Origin of the sequence: Prochlorococcus sp. MIT 0603, from assembly GCF_000760215.1 — a bacterium.
Lineage (GTDB): Bacteria > Cyanobacteriota > Cyanobacteriia > PCC-6307 > Cyanobiaceae > Prochlorococcus_E.
In genome coordinates this window covers 136,946-159,409 of record NZ_JNAW01000002.1, presented here as the reverse complement: position 1 = coordinate 159,409, position 22,464 = coordinate 136,946, and the positions used below count along the sequence as shown (strand labels likewise).

Sequence of the window (22,464 nt, the reverse complement as noted above, 5' to 3'; positions counted from 1 at the left end):
AAACTCTATTAAGAACTACTTGTATCTAATTAACTAAACATTTACCAACGAATCAAATTCCTGCTTGAATATAAAGATCTGTTTGAAATAACAAGAGGCTTTAATTGATGACTACAACTTTAACCAATCGTTCAGATGGGGAAGGAAGTGTTCAAGTAAAACTAGATCCAAAAGTCAAAATAGAAGAAGGTGCTCTAGTAATTGCTGTTTATGGGAAAGGAGGAATTGGTAAATCCACAACATCCTCAAACCTATCCGCAGCCTTTTCAAAACTAGGAAAAAAGGTCTTGCAAATTGGTTGTGATCCAAAGCATGACAGCACTTTCACGCTCACACATAAAATGGTTCCTACCGTTATTGATATTCTTGAAGAAGTTGATTTTCACAGTGAGGAACTTAGACCAACAGACTTTATGTTTGAAGGATTTAACGGGGTTCAATGTGTTGAGAGTGGAGGACCTCCAGCCGGGACAGGGTGTGGAGGATACGTCACAGGACAAACTGTCAAGCTTTTAAAAGAACACCATCTTCTTGAAGACACCGATGTAGTCATATTTGATGTATTAGGAGATGTTGTATGCGGTGGATTTGCAGCACCGTTACAACATGCCAACTATTGCTTGATAGTTACAGCAAATGATTTTGACTCGATTTTTGCAATGAATCGAATAGTTGCAGCAATAAATGCTAAAGCCAAAAACTACAAAGTTAGACTTGGTGGAGTCATTGCAAATCGCTCAGCTGAATTAGATCAAATAGAGAAATTCAATGAAAGGACTGGCCTGAAGACTATGGCTCATTTTAAAAATGTAGATGCCATTCGTCGATCAAGGCTTAAAAAGTGCACAATCTTTGAAATGGATGCTGAAGAAGAAGGCGTATTAGAAGTTCAAAACGAATACCTATCACTTGCAAAGAAAATGATTAACGACGTTGAACCTTTGGAGGCTGAACCATTAAAAGACAGAGAGATTTTTGACTTACTTGGTTTTGACTAAGAACATTAAAGTAAATTAATTCGAATCTATTAGCTTCATAGATAATTCCCAAACATTCTTTGCTGTTAAAGGATCAGTAATACGTTCAGATAATTTTTGAGAAAATTGTTCGCCATTTTTCTTTTGTCTATTTCCCCAGCTCCAGTGGACACCAGAAATTCCAAATTCAGGATTGGAAACGACTTGAGCCACCCTTTTACCTGCTAACGTCTGACTAACAAAGCCTCCTGTTATAAACCTTTGAAATAGAGGGAAAAGCCATTGAAATATCTTAGGTGTATTTCTAAAAAGCTTTGTATTTGCAACACATCCTGGATAAAGAGAACTAAATACAATAGAAGAATCCTTATACCTTCTATCAAGCTCTTGAATGGTGATCATATTGCAAAGCTTGCTGTCTTTGTAGGCCTTCCCTGGTTTAAAACGTTTCCCACTAGCCATCGAAATTGGGTCAATGAAACCTTGCTTAAAGCCAGATAAATCTCCTAAGTCGGCTGGCGCTGGGATTGGGATTTTCCCTCCTAATTCGGTGTAATTAGCTGTCACTGTTCCTAGCATGACAATTCTCGAGGATTCAATACCCCATGAACGCCCCTTCCAGACTGGTCGTTTGGAATCACTTAAATTATCCAATAAAAGTTGAATTAGAAGGAAATGGCCAAAATGATTTGTAGCCATAGAAAGCTCGTACCCTTGAGGTGATCGCTGAGGTTTCAATAGTCTTGGCATATAAACAGCAGCATTACAAACCAAGGCATCCAAAGGCTGTTCCAGAGAAATCAAAAGTTTTTTGGTCTCAACACGAATGCTCTCTAAATCAGAAAGATCTAAATAAATATGTTGAAGCTGATTTGGACATCTAAACGGCAATCCTAATTTAACTGCCGCATCCTCCGCTTTAATTGGAGATCGATTGGCAGTGATAACTTTCCAACCTAAATCCACCAAAGCTTTTGTTGCATAAAGACCAACTCCTGAAGTTGTCCCAGTTATAAGAACAGTACCTGGTGCAGATTGAAATAAGGCCATATAAAATTTATTAGCACTACTCAGTAAACAGTGTAACCCCGAAGAATCAAAGAAACATTAGAAAATATTTTTAACGCCAAATGATTCGCCTGCTTTTGGGTTCAATCCATTGATCTTGCTCATCCATTAATCGATCTTTTCCCCCTATAGAAAACAATCTATCAAATTTCAAATACAATCTCTCAAGCTTATTTTTTTCCATCCTAAGAACTGAAGCAATTTCATGATTACGATTAATTCTTTGATGGGAAGCCATCCCTAGCTTGAAAAAACTGGCTATAGCAATTATCAGAATTCCTGACTTTATAAATAAAGATACTAAGGTATAAGTTAGTTCACGCTGCTCTTCCTGAAGTTGAAGCCTAGAGGCCAACGTTGAAGCATCTAGCCTATCCTGGGGAGAAGTCTTACCAACTTCAAGATTACTTCTTGAAGAACGAATTGAACGAGTGACTGAATCTCTCGCATTCACATGAGATTGAGCCAAAAATAATATTATTGTATTTACTTGCTTTTACCGTAAAGCAGAGAGATATGCCAATTAAAGCTAATCAAGCTTTTCTTAGACTAATTCCTAATCTCAAAGCCAATATTCCCGCATGCATAACCACCACTAAGCAAAGGCCGGCAAGATCAATAGTGGTTGAGGTCTCCATGGAAAACATTAGAACTATTAATATTGTCAACTTAAATTGTCAAAAATGGGGAATTTTGCAAAACCCTGTCATGGATCAATGCACTTTCTTACAATATTTAATGGAAAATTCTAAACTTCAATATATGAGACCCTTTTCATATTTCTCATCTTCTAGTTATTAGGTCTAGACAAATTCCTATAAATATCAAATGAAACATGGTCAAATAATTAATTTCTCCGTCCTTAACGGTCCTTTTCAAATGGCCTCTGATGTAATGATGCTTGAAAATTTGAATCGGACATCTGATCTCGAAATATCCATTCGTTTTTACAGATGGGAAGGGAATTGGCTCTCAATTGGTCATCATCAAAAAGATTTCCCAAAGCATTGGGCCACTTTAGTCAAAAACAGAAAATTAAATCTAGTCAGAAGACCAAGTGGTGGAGGAGCTGTTCTTCATTCAGGAGGATTAACATACTCCCTTGCCTGGAAATCTCCACCTCGAAAAAGAAACCAAGCCTATATAAAAGCAAGTCAATGGTTAATCAATAGTTTCGCAGAACTAGGCCTAAACTTAAAGTTTGGCAATACAATTGCTTTGCCTACTGGGAATTGCTTCTCTACATCCAGTAATGCAGATCTAGTTGATAAAAAAGGGCTTAAAAGAATAGGCAGTGCTCAATTTTGGCGTGGGGGAAATGTACTTCAACATGGTGAGATACTTTTAGATCCACCTCTAGATCTTTGGCATGATGTTTTCAACTCTGAGCCTCCAAAAGCAGCTCCACAAAACATCCCAAGAATGGACCTAGAAAAAATTCTTGCAAAATCACTATGCAAGCATTGGCCTTCGATTAACTGGATTCAAAAAGATTTTCAATTAAATGAATTAGAAGAAATTTCTAAAAATTCAAAAGCCTACTTAGTCACTCTCTGAGATTGAGTCCTTTGAATTAACCCTGAGGAAACCATTCCTTCAACAATCTTGCTCAGAGATATACCTAAAGGGTAAATATTATTTTTTCTCGCCATCTCTAGGAGATTCTGAGGAAGTTCAATCCCAAGCTTTTTTAAAACTATCTGTGCAAGATCAACTTTGTCTATAGTTCCGCAAGGCAAGCCTGCAGCATTAAAGACTAATAGCCTTTGTTTATTGATACTATCCAATTTCAAAACAGCCTTCCAAAGTGGGCTGCAATCATTAATCGATGGAAGCTCAGAAAGAGGTTTCTTATAATTGGCCAATAGATACTGATCCCAATATTCGGAAGGAACATCCATCAACAATTCGCTAGTTACATAACCAACCCAACGCCCAGAACTACACAAAAGAACCCATTCTTCCAAATTATTTTCCTTGGAATTAGAAGAGTTTAAGCCTAATTCGCTAAGCCTTTTAAGTGATTGATCTTGATCAAGAACACGGAAGCGTTTTCTAGCAGCCTCAGAAACACTTAAATCTGATAAAGCTTGCTGAACAATCATTATTTGGTCTTGAGATCTTGACGCAGTAAATCCAAACCAGCCCATGATTATTAAGCAGAGCGCCAAGAAGCCAGCTCCTTTAACTGTAAAAGTCAACCCTCCAATAAAAATCACAATCAATGAAAAAACACGCGCTGAGGCATTAGCAGCTTTGTGTCCTTTACGCTGACTACCAGTAAAATGCCAAACTAATGATTTTAATATCACGCCCCCATCTAAAGGTAAGCCTGGTAATAAATTTACAACCGCCAAAAGTATATTAATGATTCCAATCCTAATCAATAACTCTACAAAAACAGGGTTAAAACTGCTACCAACTCTGGCAAAAATCAAAAATAACATCCCAAGCGAAATATTTACTAAAGGTCCTGCTATGGCAACTCGAAGAGTTGCCATAGCAGTAGAACATTGTTTATCTACTCTTTTAATACCACCAAAAGAAACTACCGTAATGCCAGAAACTTTTACCCCCTCATTCAAAGCCATAAAAGAATGTCCCAGCTCTCGTAAAACAACTGATATTAGTAATGCTATAGATATCAAAAAGCCAATACACCAACCTTGCCATATAGGGAGTTGACCTTCAAATGTTCTGGAAAATTGAATCTGCGATAGACGAGTGAAAATAATCAGTATAAAAAACCAACTTGGATGAACCTTTAAAGAGATTCCCTTTAACTTTATAACCTCTATCCCTTCCAAAATTAATCCTCCTGAAAACTAAAAAAGGTGATAATAAAGTACTTCAACCCTATAAAGGGAATAGTCCATTTACGTTGAAGATGAATTCTCAACCACCAACAGCTGTTAAGATCTGTGGAGTCACACAAATTAAACAAGCTATTGAAATTGCAAAAATTGGAGCGGATGCAATTGGTGTAATCGGAGTAGATAGTTCACCTAGATTTGTACAAGAAGATAAAAGAAGAAAAATATTTGGAGCTTTAGAAAAGGAAGCACCATCCATTGAAAGAGTATGGGTAGTAGCAAACTTGAATCTAAATGAAATTTGCGAAGGTTTAAATGGGCTTGGATTGCCATCCATTGTTCAACTCCATGGACAAGAATCAAGGGAACGTTGCGAAGTGCTGAGGAATAAGCATCCAAATATCAAATGGTGGAAAGCATTTCAAATTCGCCAACAAAGTGATTTAATACTAGCCCAAAATTATCAAGGTTCAGTTGATGCAATACTCTTAGATGCTTGGAGTGAAAAAGCTTTAGGAGGAACAGGAGCAAGAGTTCCTATTGAATGGCTAAAAACAATTGATCTGAAAACACCATGGTGGTTGGCAGGAGGGATTTCCTCAGATTTAATCGAAGAAATATCATCACAAATCAATCCTTTTGGTATAGATGCATCAAGCAAATTAGAAACACATCCTGGGATAAAGAATATTCAAAAAGTAAATGATCTCATAAACAAAGTTAAAAAGAAATAATTGAATTGTATTAGGCCCTTTAGTGCTTAATAGTCCTCTTAATTAGCTGTATTTGGCACATCACAAGGAGTATGAAGATCCAATTAGAGAAATAACGTAAAAGTTAAATCAAAAGGCACCTGACGAGGGCATTAATACAACGTCATCTATTGCTTGAGAATCAGGCTGCTGAGCTAGATGCAAGATTTCGGATGCAACTTGGTCTACGGACAGCATTGCTTCTCGATCAAAGTCACTCTGAACACTATCAGAATCCCAGAGAGCGCTATTAACAGATCCCAGAGTAAGAGTGCAAGCTCTTACTCCAAATTCCTTCTCTTCCTGCGCTAAACATTTAGTAAAGCTCTCCAATGCAGCTTTAGAAACACAATATGCTCCCCATTGAGAGAAAGCATTTCTTGCAGCATGACTACTTACATTAATAACCAAGCCTTTATTATTTCTCATATAAGGAACAACAAGGGAGCAAACCTGAAAAACACTTGTGAGATTAACTTCCATTAACCACTTCCATCTATCTATTGGCATAGATAAAAGGTTACCGGTCCATGCAACACCAGCATTATTTATAAGAACAGATGGATGAAATCCATGCTCAAGGAGATTTTTAATACCTGTAGGTATCTGATTTGCATCAGATAGATCTATACACTCATAGAAAACTTTAATCCCAAAAGTTTTCAATTCTTCCGATAGAGACTCCAGAGATTTTCTCGAACGAGCTACAAGCAATAAATCCCAGCCAGCATGTGCAAAAGCCTTTGCAGTTGCTTTTCCAATACCTTTAGAGGCTCCTGTAATGAGAGCTGTTGTCAATTTGATTTCCTTAGAATTTCTAATATTCTATTTAACAAATTCTGCTTCTTGTGAATTTGGCTCTAAGAAACTACCTATTCTCCTAAATTTTTCGTACCTATTATCTCTAAGTTTGCTTATAGGCAACTCAGAAAGATCTTTTAAATGTTTTAGAATGGCTTGCTTCAAGAATTCACCTGCCTGAAGCGGCGCCCAATTGTTTCCACCTGAAGGCTCTTTTATAACTTCGTCTACAATCCCTAAATTCAATAAATCTTCTCCAGTGATTTTCAAAGCTGCTGCTGCATCAGATGCTTTAGCCGCATCGCGCCAAAGGATAGAAGCACATGCCTCCGGGCTGGCCACTGTATAAACACTATGTTCAAACATTAGTAATCTATCGGCTACTCCAATACCCAAGGCTCCACCAGAACCACCTTCACCAATTACAGTTGCAATAATAGGTACTTTTAATCGAAACATTTCACGCAAATTAACTGCTATTGCTTCACCTTGGCCTTGTTCTTCAGCCAAAAGGCCAGCATAAGCCCCTGGAGTATCGATAAAGGAAATAATTGGCAAGTTAAAACGATCTGCATGATTCATTAATCTCAATGCTTTTCGATATCCTCCTGGCTTGGCCATCCCAAAGTTTCTAGCAACATTCTCCTTCGTATCCCTACCCTTTTGCTGACCAATCAACATAACCGACTGATCTTCAATACGAGCAACTCCCCCGACCAAGGCGCTGTCATCACTACAATTCCTGTCACCATGTAATTCTATCCAGTCTTCCGTAAACATCTGAATAAAGTCCAGTGTACTGGGTCTTTGAGGGTGTCTTGCAACTTGTATTTTTTCGGCAGGAGTCAATCCTCTAAAGATTTCCTCTCGTCTTCTTGCTGCAAGAGTTTCTAACTGAAGCAATTGCTGACTAACATCAACCTCTGAATCACGAGCAAGTTCTCTAATTTGTTCAATTTGCTTCTCAAGCTCTACTAAAGGTTTTTCAAATTCAAGAAGATAACGACGTGCCATGGTAAAAAGTTGCTAAAAGTTAAGCAAAAGATTCCTGTAAACCAGGTTGAAGGCCAAGAACTGAAAAACCATGTTTTAAAGAGGCTTGACCTATAAAATCCATTTTCTCCAAAGTGATGTTATTCCTTCCCCAACTAAAATTAGTATGACAATTTTCAAATTCAAGTAGCATTGCTTCAGCAAAACAAGCAAACATCTGACGTTGAGGGATCTCCATTTCTGCTAATTCCATCATATTCCAACCAATATCTGCAAAAAATTCAACAATACCCCCCTTTAAGACATGGATGCCTTCTCCTCTGAATTTCATATCAATATTTTTGGGATAGCCGCCATCTATCATTAGGCAAGGTCGCCGAATAGTACTTTTATCAATTTCTAAATTTTTAGGTAAACTTGCTACCCAGACAACTGCATCGGCTTCTGGCAGAGCCTCTCCCAAACTAAGTATTCGACTATCACATTGTAGACATTCATCAAGTTCTTGAAGGGGTTTTTGCTGACGAGCTATGAGCAAAAGTTCCTTTACTTGAGTTCGCTCAGACATCCAACGACAAACCGCACTCCCAATATCTCCTGTTGCACCCACAACAGCAACTCGAGCTTTCTTTAGATCAATTCCTAGAAGAGGGGCATTGATCTCTAACTGCCTACAAATCACCCATGCTGTATGAGTATTACCTGTTGTAAAGCGTTCCCAATCAAGAGTTGTATTTCGAACCTGTTTATTCTGAAGAAGATTAAAATTCTCAAAAATAATCGAAGTAAAGCCTCCTAATGCTGTAATGCTTATACCTTTTTTCTGAGCCAACTCCATTGCGTTAAGGACCTTTCGCCTTGCTGTCTTAAATCGTCCAAGCATTTCAGGAACAAAGCAGGAATCTATATATGCTCCTTCAATAGTTTTACCAATTGCACTAACTACTTTTACATGCTCAACCAACTGAGGTGGTGCACTACACCAAACATCAAGGTCTCCTTCTGCAATATGGTCATATCCCAAATCCATTGCCTTTTTCCTGGCATCTTGAAAGCTTGTTGAGTGCCCTATCAATCCAAACATTGCCTAAGAGAAAGCTTTATTCCGGAAGGAAATAAATATTTAAAGATGATCTCACAGACTAAACCATGATGTTCAAAAAGAATCAAAAATAGCAGTTTTTAAATACTAAAAAAATATATTAAGCTTTTACGCTAATTGGAAAAATCAATCAAACTAGAGCAGCTAAGGCCATTCGGGCTATTTCCCTGGAATCTAATCCAATCTCTACTAGAGAGTCTTGATAGGCAATCATAAATTCTTCCATAAGCTCCTCTTTATCCATATCAAGCGATTTAGCGTCATCTGTAACTTGATCAAGCATTGATTTGATAAGTGGAAGATTTTGCTTATTAGCTTTAATCAAGTCCTCTTTGCAGGAGCTTAAATTAGCTTTCAACCATTCCTGACCATAATTCAAGTGTAAATACTCATCCTTTACAACATTTTCAGTAATTTTTTTTGCAAAAGGGTCCGCCACTCTGATGTACACGTGATAAGCAGATATTGCAAAAGCCTCTATTAAAATGGCTTGGATAAGAAAGCAAGTTGTTAAATTACCCTGATCAAAAGCTTTCTGGAAATTACTGTGTAGAGGCTCAAAAAACTCTTTAGCAAAAGGCATATCAGCTTGTACACCAAGGTTTTTACCACAAGCAGTAAAGCCCTTCATATGCTTCATCTCCATAATCGCTAGCTTCTTCAACTCATCAGCCTTATCTGGGATAAGAGTACCTATCGCAAGATAGTTATCATGAGCCTCCTTTTCGCCTTCAATAACTATTGCATTTATCCTGCTATAAGCGTCTTTATACTTTTCAGAAGAAAAATCAGGCAAACTTTCTTCTGAAACATTAACCTTTGTAGCTTCTAGGGTCTGCATGAGACTATTCAATAATTCACAATAAGCGGCACTTTACAGAATTACCAAGTAATTGGTGAGTTAATTAAATAATTTATTGTATTTAATCATTTTTCTAATCCAAAGGTGGCCAATTACTATTCATTAGATTTAGGAACAATTCCACCCAATGGTCTACTAATAAATCCTTTAGTTTATCGCCTAAATCAGAGCTAGCGCCTCTACTATCTCCTATTACACCAGTTTTACTAAGCTCATGCGTAAGCCAAGCACATGGAGCTGAACCTTCAAGACTCCACCCTTTAGGAACTTGGGTGGTTTTTTCATCAGTTTTTTTGAAACCACCATCAAAGGGCCTATCATCTCCCACTAAATGAGAATTCAATGAAAGCATTAAGCTGGTTTCAGCCAAAGCAGCATGTAATCCTTGTTCAACTTCTCGATCTGGAATCAAATTCTTTAAAGAATCAATACCACTCCATAAAAAACATGGCAAAACGGCCATAGAAGGACATTGAACTCTTAATTCTCTTGCTATTGCCTGCAAAAGACCAATTTGTCCTCCATGAGCATTAAAAAAAACAAGTCTTTTGAATCCCATCCCTGCCAACTGCCTCCCGATTTCACTAACCATTTTCATCATCAAATCACCTGAAAGAGATAAAGTCCCAGGAAAAGCTAGATGCTCCGGTGAAAAGCCAATAGTTTGAGAAGGCAAAGACCATATTGGCAAATCATTTGGTAAGCGATTTAAAACATCAAACAAAATACTTTTTGCAAAAAAAGCATCTGTGATCAAAGGCAAATGCGGGCCATGTTGTTCACATGCACCGAAAGGCCACACAAGGGTTGAGCCCTCTCTCAATGCTGCCTCAGAAGCATCTGGCCAACTAAGGTAAGCAAAGTTACGCAATTTAGAACTGATAGAAATAGTCTCCAATCATGAAATAATTTAACTTTTCCTGCAAGAATGGTGTATCAACAACCCCATTAGGCCCACAAAATGGCCGGATCAGGAAGCCCACAACCCAAAAGACCCAATCCTCCAAGGCAGCAGGACAGTATGCGAAAGCCTTTACAGGTAATGCATATCAGTCGCAAAAAAGAGCCTACAGCCTTTGATGAGCTTGACGATACCAAACAAATTAAAAGTGATAACAAACAACAAGAAGAGCACGGATTAAATCCAAAGAGCGAAAACATCCTTTTAAGACCTTCAGAAACTGCTAATAAAAAATCTCAAAAGGAATTTATAGATGAACAAGACAAAGAAGTAACTATGGAAGATCTTCTAAACAAAGAAAATCTTCCCAATCAAGACAAGGCATCTTCAGGAAATTTCACTTCAGGCGATTTTACAGAAAGAAGTGTTGATGATTTTGATTTTGATGAAGGAGCATTTCTTGCTGCACTAGAAGAAAATGAGCCTATTGGCAATACTGGTGAAATCGCTAAAGGGTCAGTAATTGGGGTGGAGAGTGATGGTGTCTATGTAGATATTGGAGGGAAAGCTCCTGGCTTTATGCCTAAAAACGAATGTGGCCTTGGTGTAATAACAAATCTCAAAGAGCGATTTCCAAAAGGCTTAGGAGTAGAAGTACTTGTAACACGAGAGCAAAATGCTGATGGGATGGTAACCATTAGTTGCAGAGCCTTAGCACTTCGCAAAAGCTGGGATAAAGCTCTTGAACTAGCAAAAGAGGGGAAAGTAGTTGAGGTAAAAATAAATGGATTCAATAGAGGAGGAGTAACTTGTGATCTTGAAGGTCTTCGTGGCTTTATTCCTCGCTCACAATTGAATTCAGGAGAAAATCATGAATCTCTTGTAGGCAAACAAACTGGAGTTGCATTTATTGAAGTTAATCCAGACAATCGCAAACTTATCCTGTCGGAAAAGAAAGCTGCAACTGCAGCTAAATTTGCACAACTTAAAATAGGTCAGCTTGTAGAGGGGAAAGTTGTTGCAGTTAAACCATACGGTTTCTTTGTTGAACTAGATGGGATTAGCGGTCTTTTACATCAATCAATGATTACTAATGGAAGCCTTAGATCTCTTAAAGAAGTTTTTAATCTAGGTGACAATGTCAAAGCACTTATAACAGAACTTGACCCTGGTAGAGGAAGGATTGGTTTAAACACAGCCCTTTTAGAAGGTCTTCCAGGCGAACTTCTTGTAGATAAAGACAAAGTATTAGCTGAAGCAGAGGAGCGAGCAAAGAAAGCGCTAAGCGTCCTTAGCACAAAAGAAGAGCAAGAAAAATGATACCAACCTCATCAGAACCAGAACAAAAACAGTTGAAAAGGAGTGATTGGGAACTGGACTTCTATTCTCGCCCGATAATAGAAACTGATGGAAAGAAAAGGTGGGAACTATTAATTTCAAGTACTGAAGATTTCTCTGGAGCTAAAACTTTTCGCTGGGAAAAAAGGTGCCCTGCAAATGAAGTCAATTCATTATGGCTAAGTCAATCATTAGAAGAGGCATTAAAAGAAGCTCAGGAGCAAGGGTGGGATTGCCCAAAGAGATTGCGCTGTTGGCGTTCATCTATGAGAACAATGATAAAGAAAGCTTCCGAAAAAGTTGGAATAGAAGTTGTTGATAGTCGAAGAACTTTTGCACTTTATGAATGGATTGAACAAAGAGAAAAAAACCTATACCCCAATGAAGAAGGCTATATTTCAGGGCCAATAGCTCCTAATCCCAACATAATAATTAACCAACCTGAACCTTTGCCTGAGGCACTTAGAGGAGATGCTTGGAGCTTTTCGTCCCTTTCGATAGCTAATTTACGCGAAGCAAAAGAATGGCCAATGGAATTCTATTCACTACTTCATATAAAAGAATCTATTAACGAAAATTGCTCAGTACCTGGCCTCCGATTATTTAGCAAGACTAGAGCTCTTGCTTTGTCAGCTTGGTTAAGTGGAGTTGAGCCAGTTAAACTTTTAGTTGAAAACAACCAATTAATCTTAGAAGCAGGTCAAGAAGAAAGATGGCTAGTTACAGATATGAATAAAGAATATTCTGAAAAAGTCAAGCTGAATTTAATTGAAGCAAGAGAAAATGCTGATGGAATTCAATTTATATCCATTCAAACCTCACCTGAAGAGGAAAAATTCACTGGTTTTTGGATGTTAAAAGATATAAATTTCATCTAATTTATATAATTTAACAACCAAAATTGGATTCCAATATAACCCTACATGAGGATCAAAGCTGGAGGTATATGAAGAGAAATGGGTGTATTTATATTCAATCAAAATTATTATTAAAGAATGGTTTTATCCATGCATTCTTTACGAAGATAAATTCTAATAAGACACCAAAGGGTTTATCAAAACTATTCAATAGCGATATGAAAATTCATCTTTTGAACCAAGTACATGGAGAAAAAGTAATTATTGCGTCCGACGCATCTAACAAAAAAAAAGCAAGCGCAGACAGCATAATAAGTAACAAGTCCGATCAAAGTTTATGGCTATATACAGCTGATTGTATACCTATCTTATTAGCGGATACAAAAAAAGGCTTTGTCGCTGCAATACATTCTGGTTGGAAAGGGTTAACTCTCAATATAATAAAAAAAACACTGGAAAAACTAGAATTTTGCGGATGCCAAAGAGCCGACCTTATTTTTGCTCTTGGGCCATCCATAAGTGGAATTCATTATCCAGTAAATGAAGATATAGTTAATGCATTCCTCATAAGTATTAATGCGAACACAAGATATAACCATAATATAGATTTATTTTCATTCAAAGATTGTATTAGCATTAACAACTCCATACCTTTTCTTGACATTAGAAAGGCAGCAAAAAGACAATTACTTCTAGAAGGGATAAGCAGCAAGAAAATTTGTTTAAATTCAGAATGTACTTATGCAAATTCTAATCTATTCAACTCCTGGCGTAGGAATCAAACTAAAAACAGGCAATGGAGTTTTATAGTCTCAAAAAGAATATAAAAAGGTTTATTTTATTCTTGAGTATTCGACTTTTTCTTATCAAAATCTACTTAGCAATAAAGCTTAGCAAGCCCCAATTCTTTCATTGAGTTTGCCAAATCTTTCTCTGAATTAAGATTGATAACTTTAGCCACTAAAACACCATCTTCAGAACCTTTAGGCAAAAGGTTTACCTTTGATTTTCTTGGCAATTCCATCTTCAACCATTCAAGAGCCTCTTTTTCTTTTAAGGGGTCAACATCTAGGCAAGCGATTTTTACTTTATAGTCTCTATTATTGTCACCAATTCGAATAACAGAAGCACTTTTCACTTGCAAAACCTCAGCAGAAAAAACATTTAGAGGAACAAGAAAAATAAAAATGGTAATAATAACTATTGGAATAGTTATATGTTTATTAACAAGAATCATGAGAGTTAAAAAAAAGCATGATCAATTAATTATTAAGAATCTGGGTCTAAAACATTTGGCAATCCGACCATCTCAGCATTACTTTTACCAGGTGGAACCATGGGGTAACAATTCTCATCTCTACGAACATGCACATCAATTAGCATTGCTCCAGGATGATCCAATGCTTCCTTTAACTTAGTTTTTAACATATTCCGATCTTTAATTAATATGCCACCAACACCAAAAGCATTTGCAAGAGCAACAAAGTCAGGTTCTCCAGTTAGCATATTCGTTGCTGAATAACGTTCGTCATAAAAGCTTTCTTGCCACTGGCGAACCATACCTTGCCAATGATTATTAATAATGATGATTTTTGTGTTTAGTTGATATTGCGAAATTGTACTTAATTCTTGAATATTCATAAGGATACTTGCATCACCAGCAATACAAATCACCTTCTCTTCTGGCAATGCGATTTGGACCCCTAATGCTGCAGGCACACCAAAACCCATTGTTCCTAATCCCGCACTGCTAATCCATTGCCTTGGTCCATTTCTTAAATATTGAGCAGACCACATTTGGTGCTGACCTACATCAGTTGTTATGTATGCATTCGGCGCCAAATCTCTTAACGCCAACAACACTTCTTGAGGATATATTTCACCTTCTTTCAAAGGTATAACAAGTGGATAATTAGTCTTCCATTCTTCTATTTTTGCCAACCACTTATCAGTATTCGGAAGAATTTTTCTTTGATTGCTTAACTCTAATAACTTCGAAAGACTTGCACTTAAATCACCAAGGACAGCTACATCAGCAATTCTATTCTTATTTATTTCTGCTGGGTCCACCTCAAAATGAATAACCTTAGCCTTAGAAGCAAATGTATCAAGTTTGCCTGTGACCCTGTCATCAAAACGAGCGCCTATTGCAACTAATAAATCGCAATCAGTCACTGCAAAATTTGCATATGCAGTACCATGCATTCCCAACATGCCAACTGAGAGTGGGTCTCGTTCATCAAAAGCACCTTTTCCCATTAATGTTGTTGTAACAGGCAAGTGATAACGTTTTGCTATAGCAGCAAGATCATCATGAGCACTAGCCGAAATCACCCCGCCTCCTACATACAAAAGAGGTCGTTGCGCTTTTTCAATTAAATCCAGTGCTTTTGCTATCGATTTAAGATCAGGATTTGGTGGCGACTTAAAGCCAGCAGGTATTACAGATCCAGGCTGAACAGGTTCATAATCAAAAGTCTCCTGGCCTACATCTTTTGGTATATCAACTAAAACAGGGCCTGGGCGGCCAGAGGCCGCTATAAAGAAAGCTTGTGCTATAACCGATGCGATTTCAGAAGGTTTTCTTACTACCCAAGAATGTTTAACAATTGGGAGGGTAATGCCAAAAATATCTGTTTCTTGAAAAGCATCTGTGCCAATTGCAGCCCTTGGAACCTGTCCAGTAATTACAACCAATGGGACCGAATCCATCTGAGCAGTAGCAATCCCTGTAACAAGATTTGTTGCTCCTGGTCCAGACGTACCAAAGCAAACCCCAACCTTACCTGTTGCCCTAGCAAATCCATCGGCAGCATGTGCACCACCTTGCTCATGCCTAACAAGGATATGTTTTAACCAACCTTCTTTTTCGGCCTTATAAACTGCATCATATATGGGGAGAATAGCTCCTCCGGGATAGCCGAAAATAGTATCAACTCCATGTCTCCGAAGAGAGTCCATCAGGGCATCTGATCCTAATATCTGCATTTGCTTCTGGCTCGTTGATTCACCAAGGCCTAAAGAAAAAGACGATACGGGCACGGCAGAAAAATATTTACTCCTATATAAATGTTATATGGGTAATGGTTATTTTGCCTATAAACAAAATATAAGGAGAAAAAACACTAAATTGCAATTGCAGATTAATTTTATTATTAAGTATCTAAAATCCTTGTCTTAAAGAAGCCCCACATAATGCAATGGTCCATTCCCAATAACGAGTTCTATGAAACAAATAATGAATACAAACATTGCAACTCTTCCATTCCAAACTTCTGCACTATTATTCCATCCCCACTGCCATTTTTCTTGAGGATAAAGCTTAACTTTCTCGGGTAATCTTGCTGCCTCTTCAAGAGTTATATTATTCCCTTTCAAACAAGTGCTAACTAAGTCTGCAAGCCCATTAATAAATAAAGGGTTTGTGTCTAAAGCCTTAACTCTACGAAAATTACTTATTCCATTCTTAATTGCAATTTCTCTATACTCAATATCAATTTCTTGTAGAGTTTCTATATGTTCACTAACAAAGCTTATTGGAACAACAACTAGTTCTTTAATTCCTTCAGAACCCAGCTTTTGCAATACATCTTCTGTATAAGGCTGTAGCCATTCTTCAGGTCCAACTCTGCTCTGGTAAGAAAGAGTATAAGAATTACTGAATCCAAGAGATGTTTCGATTCTGTCAATAATTAATAAAGAACAATTTTCTATCTCATCTTTATAAGGATCTCCTGCCTCCTCAACATAACTTTTAGGGACACCGTGGGCTGTAAAACAAATATGGGCTTTTTCAGGTGACAAGCATGCAAGAACTTCTTTTTCAATTAATTTAGCCATAGCAGCTATATATCCAGGATTGTCAAACCAACTGCGAATACACCTTATAGAAAGCTTCTGAAAGTCCTTATCAACCTCGCTTAAACGTCTTAGTTCTCTAAAGCTTGATCCACTTGTACTAATTGAGAAGTGAGGATAAAGGGGGAGTACAACAACCTCACTAATATTATCTGCTTTTATATCAGCAACTGCTGATTCAGTAAAAGGGTGCCAATAGCGCATAGCAACATAACTAGTCGCATCAATTCCTCTTTTACGCAATTCACTCTGCAATTCCCTAGCTTGTTGTTCAGTAATTCTTCTCAATGGTGATCCACCCCCTATTGCCTGATAAGCCTTTTGCGACTTTGAACTTCTCTGTGTGCTTATAAACCAAGCCAAAGGCTTTTGGAATAATGGAATAGGCAATCTAATGATCTCAGGGTCTGAAAAAAGGTTATACAAGAAAGGGCCAACATCTTTAATTCTTTCAGGTCCCCCTAGGTTCATTAAAAGGACGCCAACACGAGTCATTAAAAACCTTCACTTTAGGGGTTGAGCTTAACGCGGAACGACGTCAATGTATGTGTAACCATTTAAACAAATGAACTTTAAAAGTGAGCTTTTGAATGTCAATCAAAAGATTGCCTCTAAAGGGATAAAGCTTCGAATTGAACAACGTGGTAATCGACTTGGTCTAAGAGGCCCACTGCCTTGCCCTAAAGACCCTAGTCAAAAAAAGGATCAAAGAATAAGTTTGGGATTGAATACAAGCATTAATGGGCTTGAGCAAGCGGAGAAAACACTTAATTTTATTGATTTACAAATCCAACACAACCAATTTGATTGGAAGAACTGGGCCCAAAAGAATTCAAAGAATTCTTCTACAAATCATTCTTTAGAACTAGACAAAGCCATAGAAGAATTCAAAGATAATTTCTTTAATAATCAAAGTAGAGCTAAGTCAAAATCCAGCAATAAAACTAATTGGGAAGGCGCCTATTTACCTTATCTTCGAAGACTGAAACTTATAGCCAATAAGAATAGTTTCGGCTTAGACAAGAAGCTTTTAATAGAAACTCTTTCAAGTTATTCAGAAAATAGTCGTAGCAGGCAACAATGTGGAACTACGCTTAAAGCACTTGCAAAACATCTAAAAATTGAACTCCCTGAGGAGTGGAAGTCGATTTCATATGGTTATGGCTTACATAAAGCACAATTCAGGCAATTGCCAAGTGACAATCTTATAGAAGAAACATATAAATTAATTCCAAATCCAAGCTGGAAAATAGTTTTTGGGCTAATGGCTACATACGGTCTTAGGAATCATGAGGTATTTTTTTGCGATCTTTCCTGCCTAAAAGATAATGGAGATAAAATATTAAGGGTCTTCCCAAATACAAAAACAGGCGAACATCAAGTGTGGCCATTTCATCCAGAATGGGTAGAACGTTTTCAATTAAATTCAATTTCAGACACTTTAAATTCACTACCCAAGATCCAAACAGATTTAAATAAAACCACATTGCAAAATGTAGGCCGTAGAGTTTCAGAACAATTCCGAAGATATGAGCTTCCCATCACTCCCTATGACTTAAGACATGCTTGGGCCATTCGTACAATTCATATAGGTCTCCCTGATAGTGTTTCAGCGAGAATGATGGGGCATTCAGTTTCTATACATACACGGACTTATCACCATTGGATTACACGTCGAGATCAACAGCAAGCTGTTGATAAAGCTTTAGGGAGAAAAATTCGTTAAAATTATTAAATTTAACTTTGCCAAACTTTCGTATAAAAAATTAAATTTCTTTAATTTCTCATGAACAGTAAAACAGCTAATAACAAATTATCCTTAAAGGATTTAGACAAAGAGTCTACCAATCTAGGAATAGGAGGTTTTTCACCCAACGATTCTGATGAGGAAAAGTATCGAAAAAGAATGCAAAAACGAAAAGAAGTCCAGAGCAAAAGAGTAGAAGGAAGGAATATAGAAAAAGGGTTAATTATTGTTTTTACAGGACAAGGTAAGGGTAAAACAACAGCAGCTTTAGGTATGGCATTAAGGACTCTTGGGCATGATGAAAATATCGCAATAGTTCAATTCATCAAAGGTGGATGGGTACCAGGTGAAGCAAAAGCATTGAAAATATATGGAGAGTCTCTTAGATGGCATGCCTTTGGTGAAGGTTTCACGTGGGAGACGCAGGATAGAATCCAAGATAAAAAGCTTACAAAAGAAGCATGGGATCAATCGCTTTTATATCTATTGAATCCTGATTATAAATTAGTAATTCTTGATGAAATCAATATTGCTATAAAGTTAGGTTACCTTTCACTAAGTGAAGTCATTAATGGAATCAAAAGACGTCCTCCATTAACCCATGTTGTTTTAACTGGAAGGGGTGCAAAAGCAGAGCTAATAGAAAATGCCGATCTGGTAACTGAAATGAATTTATTGAAACATCCTTTTAGAGAGCAAGGTGTTAAAGCCCAAAAAGGTATTGAATTTTAACTCAGGATTCTAAAAATAATTTTCAACAAAATCATATTAGCCACTACCCATAAAACAAAGTGTCTGTTCTCACGAACAAAACCATACATAGATAATGCGAATCAATAATCCCTTGCTACTGTCATTTTGATATGAATAATAAATGGCTTACTCACGTGTACTCCTAAAACTTAGTGGTGAAGCCCTAATGGGAAGCAAACCATATGGGATAGATCCGGAGATAGTTCAATCAATTGCTGAAGATGTCTCAAAAGTTGTTGAAGGAGGAACAGAGCTAGCAATTGTCGTAGGAGGAGGAAATATTTTCCGTGGTCTAAAAGGATCTTCTGCTGGAATGGATCGAGCAACTGCAGATTATGTTGGAATGCTTGCGACTGTAATGAATGCGATAACTCTTCAAGATGGACTAGAAAGAGCAGGAGTGCCAACAAGAGTTCAGACAGCTATTGAGATGCAACAAATCGCTGAACCATATATTCGACGTCGAGCAATAAGACATCTTGAAAAAGGAAGAGTTGTTGTATTTGGAGGCGGATGTGGGAACCCTTTCTTTACTACAGATACAACATCAGCATTACGTGCAGCCGAAATAAATGCTGATGTTATTTTCAAAGCAACTAAAGTTGATGGTGTATATAACCAAGATCCAAAGAAATACCCAACAGCCATTAAATATGAATCTCTATCTTTTCAAGATGTACTTAGCAAAGAAATAGCTGTTATGGATAGCACTGCAATTGCTCTTTGTAAAGACAATAAAATTCCAATAATTGTTTTTAATATTTTCGAAGCTGGCAATATTAACAAAGCAGTCGCAGGAGAAAATATAGGCTCTCGTATTTCTAATTCAAGCTAATCTTTAATTTGTGCTCTATTATCCTTTCCAAAATTTAATATAAAACCAATGATTACTAATGAAGTTGAATTAAACATGCAAAAAACAGTTGAAGCTTCTCAACGAAATTTTAATACCATAAGAACAGGACGCGCTAATACATCTTTGCTAGACCGTTTAACTGTTGAATATTACGGAGCAGATACGCCACTGAAATCACTGGCCACTATATCCACACCTGACTCTCAAACTATTTCCATTCAACCATTCGACTTAAGTTCATTATCATTAATAGAAAAAGCAATATCTATTAGCGATCTTGGCTTTACCCCTAATAATGACGGGAAGATAATTCGTATTAACATTCCACCATTAACAGAAGAGAGAAGAAAACAGTTCTGCAAATTGGCCTCTAAATATGCAGAAGAAGGGAAAATAGCTCTTCGTAATATTAGACGAGATGCAATTGACAAAGTAAAGCTTGCAGAAAAAGAAGGTGATTTCTCAGAAGATCAGAGCAGAGATGAGCAGTCTTCCATTCAAAAACTAACCGATAAATATATCCATGAGATTGAAAACAATTTATCCAAAAAGGAATCTGAAATTCTTAAGGTGTGAGTTCTGTTGATGTAGCAATAATAGGCGCTGGAGCAGCTGGTTCTTCAGCAGCATTTCACCTTGCAAATGCTGGAATTAAAGTATTTGTTTTAGAAAAGAATCACAGCTTCCCTTTAAGACCTTGTGGTGGAGGTATGGCAGCATCAATTCAAAATTTATTTCCTTTTTCTCTTGATCCAGTCATCGATGAGGTCATTAGAAAAGTTGAGTTTTCATGGTGCTTATCTGACAAAGTAATTGCAGAACTTCCAGGTTCCTCCCCTTTTTGGATAGTAAAAAGAGAAAAGCTTGATGAGCTGTTAATCAAAAAAGCTATGAGCCTAGGAACAGAACTTTTAGATTTATTTGATGTAAAAGAAATACAAAGACTAACAAGTGGGGAATGGATAATAACTGCACAAGACGGCCGTCAGGTTCAATCACGGAGCATAGTCATTGCAGATGGATCAAAATCCCCTTGGGCTAGTAAATTCAATCTTGGGCCTAAAAAACTTCATTATGCTTCAACTACCTCTGTTCGGCTCAAAGGCAGAGGATCTCTAGAGGAAGGCACTTCAAGATTTGAATTTGGCTTAGTCCATCACGGATTTGCATGGGCATTCCCAATACAAGACTCTGTAAATATTGGGGTAGGAACATTCATTGGCAACCAAGCTGTTGAAAGCGAGAAAATTCTTAATCAGCTTCTACCAAGCCTAGGGTTTAATGCTGATGCAGGTATAAGACAAGATTCTCAGTTAAGAGTATGGAATGGGCATAGCACTCTTCATGGCAATGGGATCTTAGTAGTAGGTGATGCAGCATCCCTTTGCGATCCATTCCTAGCAGAAGGGTTAAGGCCCTCATTAATTAGTGGATTTGAAGCAGCAAAAGCAATAAGCAATTGGTTAAAAGGGAATACACACGATTTAAGTAGCTATACAAAATCAATGCGAGTGAAGTGGGGAGACTCAATGGCATGGGGAAGAAGAATCTCCCAAGTTTTCTATCGCTTCCCAAAAGTGGGATATCAGCTTGGAGTAAAGAGGCATACGGCACCACAAAGAATTGCCCAAATACTTTCTGGAAAGATGGGTTATGGAGATATTGCCCAACGTGTGATCAAAAGGCTGCTTTTTCAACGAAACAAATAAATTCAGCTAAAAAGTATTCCTCGATGATTAATTATTCAATTAAAATCATATTGTACTTAGAATAGCTTTAGACTTATCTTCTAGAAAAACAAGTCTTTCACTTAATTGTGTTTCAAGCTGTTCAATAGCCTTGCTGAAACTTCTAATACCCTCTTCAAGCTTCTCATCAGCCATTATGTCTGACTGAAGCATATTCTTAAACTGACCTTCATTTAAATGAAGCTTGCTTTCTGAGGATGATGGATTTGTAGAGTTTAATTTTTTATTTAATTCTGTGTCATCACTATCTAATTCTTCCAGTAACTTAGGGGAAATAGTAAGCAAATCACATCCTGCTAACTCAATAATCTCATCGATATTTCTAAAACTTGCTCCCATTACCTCAGTTTTATAATTGTGAGATTTATAATAATTAAAAATCTTAGTTACTGAAATAACTCCAGGGTCTTCAGGCCCTGGGTAAGATTCTTTGCCAGTTTTTGCTTTATACCAATCAAGGATACGTCCAACAAAAGGTGAAATAAGTGTTACACCAGCCTCTGCACAGGCAACGGCTTGAGCAAAGCCAAATAACAAGGTTAAGTTACAATGAATGCCTTCTTTTTCTAAAACTTCAGCAGCTTTAATTCCTTCCCATGTTGAGGCGACTTTTATTAAGACTCTTTCATTACTAATGCCAGCCTCATTGTATAAAGAAATAATCTTTCGGGCCTTCTCAATAGTTGCATCTCTATTAAAACTCAATCGAGCATCAACTTCTGTAGAAACTCTCCCTGGAATTATCTTCAGAATTTCCTTGCCAAATATCACACATATCTCATCCAAAGCTTCAGCAACTATTTCTTTCGTTGAGGCCAATGGTCCTAATTTTTTCCGTGAAGAATTCAGTGATTGATCAATCAAATGTTGATAAGAAGGTATTTGAGCGGCAGCGAGAATTAAAGAAGGGTTAGTTGTTGCATCTCTTGGCTTGAAATTGCGAATTGCTTCTATATCACCTGTATCAGCAACAACAACAGTCATTGCCGAAAGCTGTTCTAACAAACTAGCCATGATTTCAACTATTTACATTTGACT

At 37.3% G+C, this 22,464-nt stretch carries 24 protein-coding genes; 11 read left to right on the top strand and 13 right to left on the bottom strand.

Annotated elements, in window-relative coordinates:
* The first annotated feature begins 107 nt into the window (after positions 1–107).
* Positions 108–998 (top strand): ferredoxin:protochlorophyllide reductase (ATP-dependent) iron-sulfur ATP-binding protein, encoded by an 891-nt coding sequence (gene bchL / locus EV07_RS02580; protein WP_036917120.1) that lies wholly within the window; start codon positions 108–110, stop codon positions 996–998.
* A 15-nt stretch (positions 999–1,013) separates the two neighbouring features.
* On the opposite strand, the gene EV07_RS02575 is transcribed toward bchL, so the two are convergent.
* The 3 genes from EV07_RS02575 to psaM form a co-directional block, all read right to left on the bottom strand.
* Complete coding sequence (locus EV07_RS02575) at positions 1,014–2,027, bottom strand: protochlorophyllide reductase (protein WP_036917118.1); 1,014 nt, start codon at positions 2,025–2,027, stop codon at positions 1,014–1,016.
* A 70-nt stretch (positions 2,028–2,097) separates the two neighbouring features.
* On the bottom strand, positions 2,098–2,499 hold the full coding sequence (locus EV07_RS02570) for a hypothetical protein (protein WP_036918142.1): 402 nt from the start codon (positions 2,497–2,499) through the stop codon (positions 2,098–2,100).
* 79 nt (positions 2,500–2,578) lie between these two features.
* Entirely contained in the window at positions 2,579–2,683 is a 105-nt protein-coding gene (psaM, locus tag EV07_RS09335) for a photosystem I reaction center subunit XII (protein ID WP_072013307.1), read from the bottom strand.
* Positions 2,684–2,873: 190 nt separating this feature from the next.
* Here psaM and EV07_RS02560 point away from each other — a divergent pair, with 190 nt between their 5' ends.
* Positions 2,874–3,602, top strand: coding sequence for a lipoate--protein ligase family protein (locus EV07_RS02560; RefSeq protein WP_036917114.1), 729 nt, complete (start codon positions 2,874–2,876; stop codon positions 3,600–3,602).
* Here EV07_RS02560 and EV07_RS02555 read toward each other — a convergent pair.
* The gene (locus EV07_RS02555) at positions 3,584–4,852 is read right to left on the bottom strand and encodes a site-2 protease family protein (protein ID WP_152557488.1); all 1,269 of its coding nucleotides are present in this window, start codon (positions 4,850–4,852) and stop codon (positions 3,584–3,586) included. The genes EV07_RS02560 and EV07_RS02555 overlap by 19 nt on opposite strands.
* 80 nt (positions 4,853–4,932) lie before the next feature.
* Between EV07_RS02555 and EV07_RS02550 the strand changes: the two genes are divergently transcribed.
* Complete coding sequence (locus EV07_RS02550; RefSeq protein WP_036917111.1) at positions 4,933–5,592, top strand: phosphoribosylanthranilate isomerase; 660 nt, start codon at positions 4,933–4,935, stop codon at positions 5,590–5,592.
* Between the two features lie 108 nt (positions 5,593–5,700).
* On the opposite strand, the gene EV07_RS02545 is transcribed toward EV07_RS02550, so the two are convergent.
* From EV07_RS02545 to EV07_RS02525, 5 genes are all read right to left on the bottom strand, one after another.
* Positions 5,701–6,408 carry an SDR family oxidoreductase gene (locus tag EV07_RS02545; RefSeq protein ID WP_036917107.1) on the bottom strand — a complete coding sequence of 236 codons (708 nt, stop codon included), beginning with the start codon at positions 6,406–6,408 and terminating at the stop codon, positions 5,701–5,703.
* A 27-nt stretch (positions 6,409–6,435) separates the two neighbouring features.
* Positions 6,436–7,425, bottom strand: coding sequence for an acetyl-CoA carboxylase carboxyltransferase subunit alpha (locus EV07_RS02540; protein WP_036917105.1), 990 nt, complete (start codon positions 7,423–7,425; stop codon positions 6,436–6,438).
* Positions 7,426–7,444: 19 nt separating this feature from the next.
* Complete coding sequence (locus EV07_RS02535; RefSeq protein ID WP_036917101.1) at positions 7,445–8,488, bottom strand: long-chain acyl-[acyl-carrier-protein] reductase; 1,044 nt, start codon at positions 8,486–8,488, stop codon at positions 7,445–7,447.
* Positions 8,489–8,636: 148 nt separating this feature from the next.
* Positions 8,637–9,347, bottom strand: a complete 711-nt coding sequence (locus EV07_RS02530; protein ID WP_036917099.1) for an aldehyde oxygenase (deformylating) — start codon at positions 9,345–9,347, stop codon at positions 8,637–8,639.
* Between the two features lie 94 nt (positions 9,348–9,441).
* The gene (locus tag EV07_RS02525) at positions 9,442–10,266 is read right to left on the bottom strand and encodes a creatininase family protein (protein WP_081936927.1); all 825 of its coding nucleotides are present in this window, start codon (positions 10,264–10,266) and stop codon (positions 9,442–9,444) included.
* 63 nt (positions 10,267–10,329) lie between these two features.
* Between EV07_RS02525 and EV07_RS02520 the strand changes: the two genes are divergently transcribed.
* The 3 genes from EV07_RS02520 to pgeF all read left to right on the top strand — a co-directional run bounded on the left by EV07_RS02520 (position 10,330) and on the right by pgeF (position 13,291).
* Complete coding sequence (locus EV07_RS02520; protein WP_036917097.1) at positions 10,330–11,589, top strand: S1 RNA-binding domain-containing protein; 1,260 nt, start codon at positions 10,330–10,332, stop codon at positions 11,587–11,589.
* Positions 11,586–12,485: a Tab2/Atab2 family RNA-binding protein gene (locus EV07_RS02515; RefSeq protein WP_036917094.1), complete on the top strand. Its 900-nt coding sequence runs from the start codon at positions 11,586–11,588 to the stop codon at positions 12,483–12,485. Before EV07_RS02520 ends, EV07_RS02515 begins: the two co-directional genes overlap by 4 nt.
* A gap of 68 nt (positions 12,486–12,553) precedes the next feature.
* Complete coding sequence (gene pgeF / locus EV07_RS02510) at positions 12,554–13,291, top strand: peptidoglycan editing factor PgeF (RefSeq protein WP_036917092.1); 738 nt, start codon at positions 12,554–12,556, stop codon at positions 13,289–13,291.
* Positions 13,292–13,341: 50 nt separating this feature from the next.
* Here pgeF and EV07_RS02505 read toward each other — a convergent pair whose 3' ends face one another.
* The 3 genes from EV07_RS02505 to hemH form a co-directional block, all read right to left on the bottom strand.
* Positions 13,342–13,602 (bottom strand): nuclease, encoded by a 261-nt coding sequence (locus EV07_RS02505; RefSeq protein ID WP_241433985.1) that lies wholly within the window; start codon positions 13,600–13,602, stop codon positions 13,342–13,344.
* A 131-nt stretch (positions 13,603–13,733) separates the two neighbouring features.
* Positions 13,734–15,506: a biosynthetic-type acetolactate synthase large subunit gene (gene ilvB, locus EV07_RS02500; RefSeq protein ID WP_036917087.1), complete on the bottom strand. Its 1,773-nt coding sequence runs from the start codon at positions 15,504–15,506 to the stop codon at positions 13,734–13,736.
* A 135-nt stretch (positions 15,507–15,641) separates the two neighbouring features.
* A complete protein-coding gene (gene hemH / locus EV07_RS02495; RefSeq protein ID WP_036917085.1) occupies positions 15,642–16,817 on the bottom strand; it encodes a ferrochelatase in 1,176 nt (391 codons plus the stop codon).
* Positions 16,818–16,887: 70 nt separating this feature from the next.
* Here hemH and EV07_RS02490 point away from each other — a divergent pair, with 70 nt between their 5' ends.
* The 5 genes from EV07_RS02490 (at position 16,888) to EV07_RS02470 (ending at position 21,387) form a co-directional block, all read left to right on the top strand.
* Positions 16,888–18,048, top strand: coding sequence for a site-specific integrase (locus tag EV07_RS02490; protein ID WP_036917083.1), 1,161 nt, complete (start codon positions 16,888–16,890; stop codon positions 18,046–18,048).
* A 60-nt stretch (positions 18,049–18,108) separates the two neighbouring features.
* Positions 18,109–18,801 (top strand): cob(I)yrinic acid a,c-diamide adenosyltransferase, encoded by a 693-nt coding sequence (gene cobO / locus EV07_RS02485; protein WP_036917080.1) that lies wholly within the window; start codon positions 18,109–18,111, stop codon positions 18,799–18,801.
* A 142-nt stretch (positions 18,802–18,943) separates the two neighbouring features.
* Positions 18,944–19,657, top strand: a complete 714-nt coding sequence (gene pyrH, locus EV07_RS02480) for a UMP kinase (protein ID WP_036917077.1) — start codon at positions 18,944–18,946, stop codon at positions 19,655–19,657.
* A 48-nt stretch (positions 19,658–19,705) separates the two neighbouring features.
* Positions 19,706–20,254, top strand: coding sequence for a ribosome recycling factor (frr, locus tag EV07_RS02475; RefSeq protein ID WP_036917074.1), 549 nt, complete (start codon positions 19,706–19,708; stop codon positions 20,252–20,254).
* A complete protein-coding gene (locus EV07_RS02470; protein WP_036917071.1) occupies positions 20,251–21,387 on the top strand; it encodes an NAD(P)/FAD-dependent oxidoreductase in 1,137 nt (378 codons plus the stop codon). Before frr ends, EV07_RS02470 begins: the two co-directional genes overlap by 4 nt.
* Positions 21,388–21,432: 45 nt before the next feature.
* On the opposite strand, the gene EV07_RS02465 is transcribed toward EV07_RS02470, so the two are convergent.
* Complete coding sequence (locus EV07_RS02465; RefSeq protein ID WP_036917068.1) at positions 21,433–22,440, bottom strand: transaldolase; 1,008 nt, start codon at positions 22,438–22,440, stop codon at positions 21,433–21,435.
* Between the last annotated feature and the right edge of the window lie 24 nt (positions 22,441–22,464).